10 protein-coding genes are annotated in these 13,077 nt (G+C 63.9%); 5 read left to right on the forward strand and 5 right to left on the reverse strand.

The features are described from left to right. Nucleotides 1-296 precede the first annotated feature (296 nt). The 4 genes from flgA to AC1POX_RS10960 all read left to right on the forward strand — a co-directional run bounded on the left by flgA (nt 297) and on the right by AC1POX_RS10960 (nt 3,060). Entirely contained in the window at nt 297-941 is a 645-nt protein-coding gene (flgA, locus tag AC1POX_RS10945) for a flagellar basal body P-ring formation chaperone FlgA (protein WP_008575794.1), read from the forward strand. 66 nt (nt 942-1,007) lie between these two features. Beyond that, nucleotides 1,008-1,319: a flagellar biosynthesis anti-sigma factor FlgM gene (gene flgM / locus AC1POX_RS10950; protein ID WP_003482943.1), complete on the forward strand. Its 312-nt coding sequence runs from the start codon at nt 1,008-1,010 to the stop codon at nt 1,317-1,319. 15 nt (nt 1,320-1,334) lie between these two features. Next, nucleotides 1,335-1,667, forward strand: a complete 333-nt coding sequence (locus AC1POX_RS10955; RefSeq protein ID WP_003482942.1) for a flagella protein — start codon at nt 1,335-1,337, stop codon at nt 1,665-1,667. Nucleotides 1,668-1,833: 166 nt separating this feature from the next. Continuing rightward, entirely contained in the window at nt 1,834-3,060 is a 1,227-nt protein-coding gene (locus AC1POX_RS10960) for an ATP-binding protein (RefSeq protein ID WP_008575791.1), read from the forward strand. Nucleotides 3,061-3,180: 120 nt separating this feature from the next. Here the strand turns inward: AC1POX_RS10960 and AC1POX_RS10965 are convergent, their stop codons facing one another. Next, nucleotides 3,181-4,902 carry an EAL domain-containing protein gene (locus AC1POX_RS10965; RefSeq protein ID WP_008575790.1) on the reverse strand — a complete coding sequence of 574 codons (1,722 nt, stop codon included), beginning with the start codon at nt 4,900-4,902 and terminating at the stop codon, nt 3,181-3,183. 3 nt (nt 4,903-4,905) lie between these two features. Continuing rightward, complete coding sequence (locus AC1POX_RS10970) at nt 4,906-7,038, reverse strand: sensor histidine kinase (protein WP_029819371.1); 2,133 nt, start codon at nt 7,036-7,038, stop codon at nt 4,906-4,908. A gap of 120 nt (nt 7,039-7,158) precedes the next feature. Between AC1POX_RS10970 and AC1POX_RS10975 the strand changes: the two genes are divergently transcribed. Beyond that, entirely contained in the window at nt 7,159-9,945 is a 2,787-nt protein-coding gene (locus AC1POX_RS10975) for a sensor domain-containing protein (protein ID WP_372356151.1), read from the forward strand. A gap of 468 nt (nt 9,946-10,413) precedes the next feature. Here AC1POX_RS10975 and AC1POX_RS10980 read toward each other — a convergent pair whose 3' ends face one another. The 3 genes from AC1POX_RS10980 to AC1POX_RS10990 form a co-directional block, all read right to left on the reverse strand. Beyond that, nucleotides 10,414-11,097: a hypothetical protein gene (locus tag AC1POX_RS10980; protein WP_136733662.1), complete on the reverse strand. Its 684-nt coding sequence runs from the start codon at nt 11,095-11,097 to the stop codon at nt 10,414-10,416. Between the two features lie 280 nt (nt 11,098-11,377). Continuing rightward, nucleotides 11,378-11,662, reverse strand: a complete 285-nt coding sequence (locus AC1POX_RS10985; RefSeq protein WP_011347295.1) for a hypothetical protein — start codon at nt 11,660-11,662, stop codon at nt 11,378-11,380. Nucleotides 11,663-11,748: 86 nt separating this feature from the next. Then, nucleotides 11,749-13,026, reverse strand: coding sequence for a methyl-accepting chemotaxis protein (locus AC1POX_RS10990; protein WP_014090132.1), 1,278 nt, complete (start codon nt 13,024-13,026; stop codon nt 11,749-11,751). Between the last annotated feature and the right edge of the window lie 51 nt (nt 13,027-13,077).

Raw genomic sequence — 13,077 nt, forward strand, 5'->3', positions numbered from 1 at the left:
GGCGCTGTTGGGATTGGGGATTGGGGATTCGCTCAAGCGCCGGGATGAGGTGATTTGGGATTAGGGATTCGCTTAAAGCGTGCATTAGCGAGTTTGTCTGCCGCTGCTGCTTCTGCATCCTTGAGAGCTCGGTATGGTTGTCGAAGAGATCCGGTCGGTGAAGGGGCTTCGGCAGTGGATAAATGAATCACCCGCAAGGCCGCTTTTACGAATCCCCAATCCCGATTCCCCAATCCCGGCAAAAAACAGGCACGCCGCTTGCAACGCCTGTCCCGTCTTCCTCCGGATCTGGTCCCATGCGCCTGCTCCTGCTTGTCATCTTGTTGGCTGCCGCTCCGGCCTGGGCCCAGAGCTATCAGTCCGTCGATTCCATTCGTGCTGCGGCGCTGGCCACCGTCGGCCCGGACGCCGAGGCCGAGGCCACGCTCGATCCGGGCCTGCGCATGCCGGCTTGCCCGATCGCGCTGCAGGCGCAGCCCACCGGCACCAATACGGTGGAAGTGGCGTGCCCGCAGCCGGCCGGCTGGCGCCTGTTCGTGCCGTTGAAGGTGCGTCGCAACCAGGACGTGCTGGTCTTGCGCCGCGGCATCAGCGCTGGAGAAACCATCTCGCTGGCCGATATCAGTATCGAGAAGCGTGACGCCGCCCGCATCGTCGGCGCGGTGCTGGCCGACCCGGTCGCTGCGGTGGGCAAGACCGCCCGCCGCGTCCTGCCGGCCGGCTCGCTGCTCTCGGCCAACGATCTGGTGACACAGCGGCTGGTCCGGCGCGGCGACACCGTGCCGCTGGTCTCGCGCAATGGCGGGCTGGAGGTGCGCATGAGTGGTCGCGCCCTGTCGGACGCCGGCGAAAACGAGCGCGTGTCGGTGGAAAATTCGTCCTCGCGCCGGGTGGTGCAGGGCATCGTTGAAGCGAGCGGAACCGTTGTGGTCTCCAGGTAAAAAATTTCTATAAAGTTTTTTTTCTGGGTGCCGTTATCCCCTACGACCTGTAGAGGAGTTCCTGACATGACCCAGAAAATCGAAGGCAATCTACCGACCGCTGCCACCCTTCGCACCACGGCCACCAGCAGCAAGATCGCTTCGGCCGGCGAAGACCGCGCGTCCCCGGTTGCCGCAACCCCGCCGACCGACAGCGTCAAGTTGACCGGCGAAGCCACCAACCTGCAGAACCTGCAGCGCGAGCTTTCGCAGTCCTCGGCGATCGACACCGGTCGCGTCCAGGCGGTGAAGGATGCATTGCAGAACGGCAGCTATTCCATCAACCCGGACGCCATCGCCAGCCGCATGATGGATCTGAATCAGCAACTGGCGGGTTGATCCCCGACGGAAAGGATGAACGTGAACGAGTTCCTGCAACGTCTCAGCGATGCGCTGGCCGGCGAACGCCAGGCATTACTCGAGAACGACATCGATGGGCTGATGCGACACACGCAGGACAAGCTGTCGGCGCTGCAAGCGCTGGAAGCGGCGATGCCTGCAGGCGAAGAAGAGCGGCTGCGTGAGCTGGCCGAAGCCAACCGCGCCAATGGCGCGCTGCTGGCACGCCGGCGCCGCGAAGTGAACTGGGCGCTGCGTCACCTGGGCCGCACCGAAAGTGCGCCGTCCTACGATGCCAAGGGGCAATCGAGCGTGCTGCGCGGCGGGCGTTCGTTGGCAGTGGCCTGAGGTGCACGCTGTTCTGCAGCACGCCAGGTTGCAGATGGTGCGGCAAGCGTGGGCGAGCAGGCAGGTGCCGTTGGCTCTGCGTCCCATCGCCGGGTAATGCAAGACGACAATACGGAGCGTCAATGGTTCGGCGTATATTGAGGCATCCTCTACGCCGCCTGCTCCCGTGACCGCCAAGTTTTTTCTCAATCAAGCCTTACTGCCTTCCCCGGATATCCTGCGCGCCTTCGGCGACCAGATGATGGAGGGGCTGCTGTTGTTCCGCGCAGACGGCAAGCTGATTCTGGCCAATGCCATCGCACGCCAGAGCCTGTGCAAGGAAGACCCCACCGACGACCGCAATCTGGGCGAGCGCATTTCGCAGGTATTGCCATCGGACGCACTCAATCAGGCGCGCAGCAAGGGCAGCTGGACCGGTAGCCTGCCGGTCGCCGACCGGGTGGTCATCGCGCATCTGTATTACAACGAAGAGTCCGGGCCCGGGCATTTTCTGGCGCTGTTCCACAACATCGAAGGCCAGCAGGATTACGAGCGCGAGCTGCAACAGCGCCATGCCGAATTACGCCAGGCCTATCTGCGCCTGAACGGTGCGCAGGACAAATTGCTGCAATCGGAAAAGATGGCCTCCATCGGCCAGCTGGCCGCAGGCGTGGCGCACGAAATCAACAATCCGATCGGTTATGTGCACTCCAATCTGGGCAGCCTGCAGGAATATCTGCGCAGCTTGTTCACCCTGATCGAAGCCTACGAGCGCGCGCTGCAGGCGCCGGATCCCAAGGCGCTGATTCCGGAAATCGACGAAATCCGCAACCGCGCCGACATCGACTTCATCAGCCGCGATCTGCCGCAATTGATGGCCGAATCGCGCGAAGGCATCGAGCGGGTGACCCGCATCGTGCGCGACCTCAAGGACTTCTCGTACTCGGACCGGTCCGAGTCGTGGAAGATGGTCGACCTGCATGCGGGTCTGGAATCCACCATCAACATCATCTGGAACGAGCTCAAGTACAAGGTCACGCTGGAGCGCAACTACGCCGAGTTGCCGCTGGTGGAGTGCCTGCCATCCGAGCTCAACCAGGTCTACATGAACATGCTGCTCAACGCCGGCCAGGCCATCGTCGAGCGCGGCACGATCACCGTGACCACCGGTCGCGACGAAGCAGAAAACGTCTGGATCCAGTTCCAGGACAGCGGTGCCGGCATCGCCCCGGATCTGTTGCAGCGCATCTTCGACCCATTCTTCACCACCAAGCCGGTCGGCAGCGGCACCGGCCTGGGCCTGTCGATTTCCTACGGCATCATCAACAAGCACCACGGCCGCATCGACGTGGAAAGCACGCCAGGGCAGGGTGCCAGTTTCAGGATCACGCTACCGATCCGGCAGCCGCGGTAGCGCTGACGCGCTGGGAATCGGGAATCGGTAAGGTAGCTTTTCGCTCGCTTGATCTGGTTGCGTGTCTGAGAAGCAACAAGACGCAGAGGTCTGCTCTACCGATTCCCCAATCCCGATTCCCTATTCCCGGCCATTACGCAACTCATCATGCGTGCGGAATGCCTGGCGAATGTGCTCGCGCAGCTCGTCGTCGTTCCAGGGCTTGGTCAGGAAACGGTAGATCGCGCCGCGGTTGATGGCCTCGGTGACGGTGGCCAGGTCGGTGTAGCCGGAGAGCACCAGGCGCACCGTGTCCGGGTAGAGCATCTTGACCCGGCCCAGGAACTCGGTGCCGCTCATGTCGCTCATGCGCTGGTCCGACAGGATCACCTGCACATCGTTGGTGGCCAGCAGGTCGAAGGCGTCGCGCACGTTGCCGGCTGCCAGAATCCGGTAACCGTCGCGGCGGAACAGCCGCACCAGCGAGCGCAGCACGTTTTCTTCGTCGTCCAGCAGCAAGAGCGTGCGGTCGGGGCGGCTTTCGGCAAATGATTCCGGGCGCAGGTAGCGGCGACGCAGTGCCATGCCGGCCGACTCGGCTGACATCGGCTCGCCGAACAGGTAGCCCTGGAAGATGTCGCAATCGTTGCGGCGCAAAAAGCCCAGCTGCGCCTGCGATTCCACGCCATTGGCAATCACCGTCATGCCGAGCTGGTGGCCCATGGCGATAATAGCGCGCGCAATCGCCGCCTCGCGGCTGCCGGCCGGTGCGCTCTTGATGAAGCTGCGGTCGATCTTGAGCCGGTCCACCGGGTAGCGCACCAACGCGCTCAGGCTGGAATCGCCGGTGCCGAAGTTGTCCAGGCTCAGGCTGATGCCTTCGTTGCGCAGATTGGCCATCGTCTCGTGGACGAAATTGACGTTGTTGGTCAGCGCGCTTTCGTTGATCTCCAGCGTGACGAACTGCGCCGGCACACCGGCGGTCTGCAGCATCGCCATGACTTCGTTGAAGAAGCCCGGGCGCAGCAGCTGCAGTGTGGAAACATTCACTGCAATGCTGAAATCGTCGAAACCCTGGTCGCGCCACAGCCGCGCCTGGCGTACTGCGTTCTGCAATACCCATTCGCCGATCTGCACGATCACGCCCAGGCGCTCGGCGGTACGCATGAAGCGTTCCGGCACCAGCATGCCCAGGGTGGGCGATTGCCAGCGCAGCAGCGCTTCCATGCCCACGATGCGGCCGTCGCGCGCACTCACCAGCGGCTGATAGCGCAGGCGCAATTCGCCGTGCGGAATCGCATCGACGATCTGCCGCGCAATGATGCTTTCGCTATGCGCGTTGGTGGCCGAGTTGCGCGTGTACAGCCGCACCGTGTTGCCGCCTTCGCGCGCGGCCTGGTAGCTGGCTTCTTCGGCGTAATCCAGCAGCGTGGACAATGAGGTGGAATGTTCCGGACACAGGCTGATGCCGACCTTGCCGGTCATGAACAAGGTATACGGCAGCACCGACAGCGGCAGTTCAAGTTGCTGGCGGATTTCCTCGGCAAAATCTTCCGGCAGGGGCGTGTCGTCGCGGCGCACCGCCACAACCACCATTTCATCGCTGCCGTGGCGCCACAGCTTGCCGCGCGTGCCGAGAAATTCCTGCAGCCTGCGCGCTGCCAGCGTCAGCGCCTGGTCGCCGACCTCGCCACTCATGTTCTCGTTGATCGAGGCGAAGTGATCGATATCGACGTGGAAGATCATCAGCGGCGGGCCGCCGGACGCGGCCGCATCCACCAGGTGCAGCAATTCGGGGTTGCCCGCGCCAAGCCGGGTGGGCTTGACGATTTCCAGTCCGGGCGGGATTACGGGACTCCACATGACTCAACGTCCACCATCGTCGTGGACGGACTCGCCGACCGGGTGATAGGGCAGGCGCAACGTCACGCGCGTGCCTGCTCCGGGGGCTGATTCTATCGCGAGCGTGCCGCCGACGGTTTGCGCACGCTCACGCATCACGATCAGCCCCAGCCCACGCGGACCTTCCGGCTCGAAACCATCGCCGTCATCGCTGACTTCCAGGCGGAAACTGTCGCCATCGATCGAATGCAGACGCAGGTGCACTTCGCCGGCGCAGGCGTGCCGCAACGCATTGGTCAGGCTTTCCTGCGCGATCCGGAAGCAGGCCTGTTCGATCTCGTTGCCCGGCCGTTCCTCGAGTGCCTGAATATCGAGCTCCAGCCGAACCTGCGAGGCGCGGAACAGCATCGATGCCTGCCAACGCAGCGCTGCCTCCAGGCCCAGGGCATCGAGTTGTGGCGGGCGCAACAGCATCGACAGATTGCGCAGCTTGGTCACCGTGGTGTCGGCCAGCGACACGACTTCCAGCAAGTCCTCGCGGCGCGCGTCCGCGTCCGGCTCATCCAGGGCTGCGTGCGCAGACAACTTCATCGCAGTGATCGCTTGCCCGATGTCGTCATGCAGGTCGCGCGAGATGGCACGCCGCTCATCTTCCTGCAACGAAAACAGACGTTTGGCCATCGCCTGCAGTTCGGCATTGCTCTCGGCCAGGGCATCGCGCATGCGCTCGGGTTCGCTCAGATCGCGCACCACCAGCAACTTGCAGCTGCGTCCGCCGTAGCGGATGTCGCCGGCCGACAGACCTGCGTAGAAGGTGCTGCCGTCGCGACGACGCATCGCGCGTGCGCTGGAGACCGGCTCATTGCGATCGCTGCCTGCGCGCAGGTATTCGCGCACCACCGGCAGGTCGTTGTCGCCCACCAGGGTCTGCAGTGGTTCGCCCAGGATGGTTTCGCCATGGAAGCCGAACTGGGCCGAGCCGGCCGCGTTGGCGTACATCACATGCTCGTCGGCGAGAATCAGCACACCGTCGGGCAGCACGCGCACCAGTTCGCGAAACTGCTCCTCGCGTTCGCGCAGCAGCCGGCGCGATTGCTCGCGTTCGCTCACGTCCTGCAAGGTGCCGTGCACATGGCGCACGCCGCTGGGACTGGTCACGCTTTCGGCGCGCAGATGCACCGTGCGCGGTTGCGAATCGCCACCGGTCAGCGGCAGCAGCACATCGATCTGCACCTCGCCACCGGTACACATGTCTTCGATCATGCGTTCGATGCGCACCTGGGTCGCGCTGTCGGAGGCGGTCAGCAATTCTTCCAGCCGATGCTCACGACGGTGCATCGGCACGCTGCGCCCCAGAAGGCGGTAGACCGCCGGCGAATAGCGCCCCAGGCCGGTGGTGCGATCCAGTTGCCAGGAGCCCAGCCGCGCGATGCTCTGCGCCTCTTCCAGGCGTTCGAGCGCCTCGTCGCGCAGATCCTGCGCCCGGCGCTCTTCGCTACGGTCTACGGTGACGACCAGGCGGGCAGGGCCGCTGGCCAGATGCAGCTGGTTGCTGCGCACCTCGACATGCCGCGGGCCGCTGCGCGTCATCAGGTCTTCGTTCAACACGCAGGTGGCATCGCCCTTGCCACGGATCTGCGCAATGATCTCTTCCAGCCGCTCGCCATCGGCATTGGGCCAGATCGCCTGCAGCGTCTGCTGCAGGAACTCGTCGCGCTCCCAGCCGAAGAATTCCAGCGCCGCCGGATTGGCGTCGAGGATGCGCATGGTGGCCAGGTCGTAAATGAAGGCCGGGCTGGGCAATGCCAGGAACTTGGCTTGCAGCAACGCCTCGGACTGCGCCAGCTGGGCGTACTCGTCCACGATCAAGCCGGTAAAGCGGCGCAGCACCAGGTGGATGACGATGCTGGACAGCACCAGAAAGCTCGCATCCGACCAGCGCTCCGGCATGGCGGCGCCGGCCAGGTTGAGCAGCCGGTTACCCAGCAGCAGCCAGATCACGCCAACCAGCAGGTACAGGCCGGTCAGTGTCCACAAGCCTTGCTGCAGGCGCTCGGCCAGACGGAGGCAGGAGACGGGGGCAGACGAAAATGCGGGCGCGGCGACGGGCTGTTGCATGGATCCGCGGACGACCTTGAGTGCTGGCGATGCGGCCATCTTAGCCGCAACTCGGGCCGGTTCGGTCCAGCTCGCAACAGGTGCCTCAACTATTGGCCGGCACGGCCGTTATCCATTGCGACTCCGAAGGCCGGGGTCGATTCTTCGGAGTGTTCCAGAGTGGACTCAGGCGTCATTGCAAGCATGCTGCAGCACCCGCTGACCTCGGCGGTGGTGTTGTTGGATGCGCATGGCCAGCCTCTGGCGGCCAACCGCGTTGCACAATCCCTCGGATTGCCGGCAACCCTCGGCGCATACGCCGATGTGTTGGAAAGCAGCCGTGCCCAATTGGCCGAAAGCGGGGGCATGGCGCCCTGCGTATTGCCAGGCACCGGCGGCGGGCGGCTGGAGGGCTGGCTGCGTGCGGTCTGCGACGAGCACGGCCAGATCATGGCATTCACCCTGAGCATTCCCGAGCCCAAGGGTGCCGATGGCACCAGTCGCTGGGAGATAGGCCTGGACAGCGCCGATCATGGCTTGTGGGATTGGGATATTCCGGCCGATGTGGTGTACCGCTCCGAGCGCTGGACGCGCATGCTCGGTTATTCCGAGCAGCCGCTGCCGAACAATCTCACTGCCTTGTCCGGGCTGATTCATCCGGAAGACCATGCGCATGTCAGCGCGGCGGTGCAGGCGCATCTGGAAGGCCGTACCGATACCTATGTGGCCGAATTTCGGCTACGCCAGCACGACGGCCAGTGGCGCTGGATCCTGGATCGCGGCCGCGTGGTATCGCGGACCGCGGACGGACGTCCATTGCGCATGGTCGGCACGCATACCGACGTGCACCATCAAAAATTGCTCGAGCAGCAGCTGCGCGAGCAGCAGGCACAGCTCGAAGAAGCCCAGCGCATCGCCAGCATGGGGAGCTGGAGCTGGGATTCGCATCACGATGCCCTGTGGGTGTCGCAGGATTTCCTGCAACAACTGGGCATGACCCATGTTCGTCTGCAAGGCATCCGCGACATCCTGCGCCTGCTGGCTGGGCCTTCGGTCGCGCAACTGCGCAGCGCCTGGCGCAAGATCAAGCACGAAGGCATGCCGGTGCATTTCGAACTGGAAATCAACGGCCTGCTCGGTGCCAACCCGCATCATCTGCGGGTGTGGGCACAGCCGGTGTTCGATGGCGACGGCAGCATGGTGCGCGTGCTTGGCCAGCTGCAGAACGTCACCGAACAACGCCAGACCGACGCGCTGATCCGTTGGCGCACCGAATTGCTCAATCGCGTGTCCGCGCTGGGCAAGATCGGCGGCTGCGAGATCGAGGTCGACACCCGGCGCATGCAATGGACCGAGGAGTGCTATCGCATTCACGGCCTGCGCAAGGAAAACATCACCCTGGAGCAGGCGCTGTCGCTGTATACGCAGGATTCGCGCGACGCCTTCGAGGCGGCGCTGCTGCGGATCTCCGATGGCGGACTGCCCGAACAGCTGGAGCTGTGTTTCTATCGCAACTCCGGCCAGCGTGTCTGGGTGCAGGTACTGATCGAGCTGGATCGTCGTGAGGGCTTGCCGCCGCGGTTTGTTGCCTTGTTCCGCGATATCACCCGCGAACGCGAAGCCAACGAGCGCATCGAGTTGCTTGCCCATTACGACCGCCTGACCGGTTTGCCGAACCGCTTCCTGTTGCGCGAGCAGGCAGAAAACGCCATTCGCGAAGCGAACGAGCGCGGCCAGACACTGGCGATGCTGTTGATCGATCTGGATGGCTTCAAAAGCATCAACGATTCGTTTGGCCATGCCACCGGCGACAACCTGCTCAAGCTTGCCTCGGCGCGCCTGCATCAGCATCTGCGTAATAGCGACCTGTTCGGCCGCTTCAGCGACGACGAATTCATCGTGCTGCTGCGCGATATGTCCGAGCCCGAAGATGCCGGCCACGTGGCGCGCAAACTGATTGCTGCGCTCGGCGAGCCGCTACGCAAGGAGCACGTCACCCTCAAGCTCGGCGCCAGCATCGGCATCGCGCTGCAGGGCGAAGGGCTATCGGATTTCGACAGCCTGCTGCGCGCCGCCGACGCGGCGATGTACGCAGCCAAGGAGTCCGGGCGCAATACGTACCATTACTACAGCCAGGACGTGCTGCTGCGGGCGCAGCGCCGCCTGGAGCTGGAGCATGCGCTGCAAGGCGCGCTCGACCGCGAAGAATTCACGCTGGTCTATCAGCCGCTGGTCAACACCGTGGACGATGCATCGCCGGCGATCGAAGCGCTGATGCGCTGGAATCGCCCTGGCCATGGTCCCTGCAGCCCGGTCGAATTCATCCCGATTGCCGAAGAATGCGGCGAGATCGTGCGTCTGGGCGAGTGGGTCATCGGCGAAGCGTGTCGTCAGGCCGTGGTCTGGGATCGGGCCGGGCTGCATTTCAGCCGCGTTGCGGTGAATGTGTCTGCGGTGCAATTGCGCGAACGCGGCTTTGCCGAGCGCGTGCTGGAAATCTGCCGCGACAATGGCTGGCCGCCTTCACGCCTGGAGCTGGAGCTGACCGAATCTGCCTTGATTCGCGACTCCGATTCGCTACGCCGCTGCTTCGAATTGTTCGAACAGAACGGCGTGCTGCTGGCGGTGGACGACTTCGGCACCGGCTTCTCGAACCTGCATTACCTCAACCGGTTCCCGGTACAGCGTCTGAAGATCGACCGAAGCTTCGTGCAGGGCATGCTCGACGACGCCAACACGGCCGAAGTCACCCAGGCCATCGTCCATCTGGGGCATGCCCTGGGCATGCAGGTGGTCGCAGAAGGCGTGGAAACCGTGCAGGAAGATGCACTGCTGCGCCAGCAGGGCTGCGACGAAATCCAGGGTTACTTCTACTCACGCCCGCTATCGCCGCGCGACATGGCGCAGTGGTTGCGCGAAGCCGACGCCGGCATGCGGTTGGGCGCACGGCTGGTGATTGCCAGCTAAGCCGCTGACCTGCTGGCTGCGCATATGTGGTGTCGCGCACGATCACCCAGTGATGTGATCGGCTCCGTGCCGCTGCGGTACGAGGACAGGCGACAGCTTTGCTGCTTGCCTGTTGCTGGCGATCTGAGCCAAATCCCTACGTGATGTCCAGCACGTGCATCGCAAGCGGCGCGGATCGCGCCTGCTCATCCCACGGGGTATTGGCACTTTCTGCTGCAGACACCTAGATGGGGTCGTTGCTGGCCAGGGGCACAGTCCGGTCCAGACGCATCGCCTAATGGATCAATGCGGGATGTTATGGATCTCCCCGGAAGCGATTGGAGCATCCTCCGAACGGATCCAGAATGGCTCGATGGCGCGACGAAGAACCAGGGCTGTTGTCCCGTACGTGCATGCATGACTGCCGGCGTAGCCGTTTCACCCGGTAAGCATCGACTGATGCAGTGTGATCAATCGACATCCTACCGGTCATTCCGGTTCGAACAACAGCTCGCGCCTCCAGAGCAGCGGTGTGCGCGCTCGCCGTTGATCAGGGAAGAAAAGCGACAGATAGCCGGCCGCGATCGCACGGCTGCGAAGTTTCAAGCCAACGCCTTCCGCTGTCACCACGGTGACCCCGGTCACGGTGCCTTGCGGATTGACCTGCATTTCCCAGATAAGGCGGCCATGCCACTCGGCCGGTGGGATCGCTGCGTCATAGTTCGGGCGGCCGACGACATACGGTGTTCCCGGATCATTCGACAGGGGTGAGTCTGCCAGCCTGGCATGGACCTGCAGCGTCTCTTCCCCCGTGCGCCCATCTCCTGTGCTAGCGCGAAATGTCCATAGGCCAGGCTTGCCTCCCTGGCCCAGATCGGCATCGTAACAGTGCTTGACGCCACGGTAGTCGGGGTACTGGTGGCTCGACACTTCCTGCCCGGAGGCATCGAAGGCCTTCACTACCAACCCACCTACATCGGTCTCGGCGAGATTGGTCGCGACACACACCTGGTGAGTGTGCTGACCATCGGTCAAAAACTGGATGGTTTGCTGGCGGGCAATCGAATGAGGTGGGCGGGCATCCCAGAGAAATTCGAGATACACCTTGTCATCTGCCGCAGTGGCCGAGTGAGAAAAGGCTGCCGCACACAACGCCAGGCAACGGATTTTCATGACATCCAGCGCTCAGTCCGAAGAAGGCAGCATGCTGATCGCCCGGGTTGGTGACGGGCTCAGGAGGAGAGGTGGATGGTAGAGGCTTTGGCCAGACCTGACAAACCACCGCCGGTGTGAGCGCGTCTCGGCCGGGCAGGGGGACAAGGAGCGCGTGCGCACGGCATCAGCGCTCCCGGGAGCAGCGAAAGCAGTGGACGGCTCAGAAAGCTGAGATCGGGCAGTTCAAACAACACGGCGGAGCGCCTGCCGAGGCATGCCCCGCTGTGCGGCGCTGGGCTTACCGCGCCGATCCGCTGACCGCGGCACCATCCAGACCGAGATCCCAGGCCACGGTTGCAAACAGCAGTTCTTCTTCGCTGCATGCACGGCGCGGGTTGATCAGGGCCAGCAGCTCCGCGCGTGCGCTGTGTTCCAGCCGTTCCAGCGCGGCCGGCATGCGGACGCGCCGCAATGCAGGCCTGGCTGCATCGCTTTGCGCGATGCGCTCGGCTTGTGCGGCTGCCAATGCAGCGGCCTGCAGTGCGGCGGTAGGGGCATCGATGGTCGGGGCAACAAGCGTCATGGGCGGAACACCAGGTCGTAACGGAACGACAAATCCCCGGAAGGCCGGGGAATGTCGGAATCAGCAGCTGCGTGGCGGCATCGGTCTTAGAACAACTCGACCGTGCCGGCACCCATGCCTTGCTGCGCCACCGGCTTGTGCGGCGGGCGCTCCCACTCCACGCGCATGTCGCGAAGGCGGTTGGACACCTTGGCCAGCGCGGCGACCAGGTCGCTGTCGTACACGCCGCCATTGCGATGCAGCAGTTCCTGCAGCGCCACCGCTTCGCGGTTGATCGCGGTCAGGCGATCCAGGTGGGTGTGGATACCGCTCAGCGTCTGCGTGGCGATGTCCTCGAACTGCAGGGCACGCACCGCTTCGGCCACGCTGCCATCGATCGAGCGTGCGCATTCGGAGATCTCGCGCATGCCATCGCCCAACGAGGCGTTGATCTGGGCGACGTTCTCCAGCATGGCGGCCGATTCATGGCGCGCCTCGCGGGAGCGGTCCATGTGGCGCGAGGCCAGCTGCGAGACCGTTTCACGCACCTTGGCGATCGATTCCTTGGAGCTGTGTGCCAGCTTGCGGATCTGCTCGTTGAAGGTGGTGGAACGCTCGGACAGGTTGCGCACCTCGTCGGCAACCACGGCGAAGCCGCGACCGGCTTCACCGGCACGCGCTGCTTCGATGGCGGCGTTCAAGGCCAGCAGGTTGGTCTGGTCGGCAATCGACTTGACGTCTTCCAGCAGCGCGAAGATGCCATCCAGATGCTGCGCCATCTCGTCGATGTGATGGACGGTATTGGTGCTTTGGCCGCTCACCTGTTCCAGCGCTTCCACCAACTGCTCCATACGGGAGCTGGCGTGCTGGGCGAAGCGGGCGACGTCGACGCCGGCGCTGCCATCGTCACCGGCGCGGTCGACGATGCGGGCCAGTGCCTGGCTTTGCTGACGCGATTTGCGATTCATCGCTTCGAAGCTGCCACCCAGGCCGGACACGGCCTGGCGGATCAGTTCGCGGGCACGCTCGACTTCCGAGCGCGAACCGTCGACTTCGTTGCTGACGAACGTGCGCAGTTCGTTGAGCAGTTGGTCCTGCTCGCGCAGGATGCGGGCCTGGTCCGGATTAGGCCGGAACTGGGAATACGTCACCCAGGCAGCGAAACCCAACCAACTGAGGGTCATGGTCGCCAGGATCGCCCAGCGCACCGAAGCGGGCCAGTCGAATCCGACAGCGAAGGGGAACAGCAAGGTCAGAGCCAAAGGAGCGGCTAGACGGATGAGTGGACGTGAATACATGGGCGTTCTCGGCAGAGTCACGGTTGCTGTATCGGCACTGCCCCCGTTGTCTTTAGCGACGATCGCCACATCGCCTGGCCCATTCAACCGCCGTTGGCGCGCGTCAGCGGCCGCTAGCGCGCAGATGCAGGCGGCTTT

The organism is Xanthomonas sp. NCPPB 3442, from assembly GCF_056725145.1.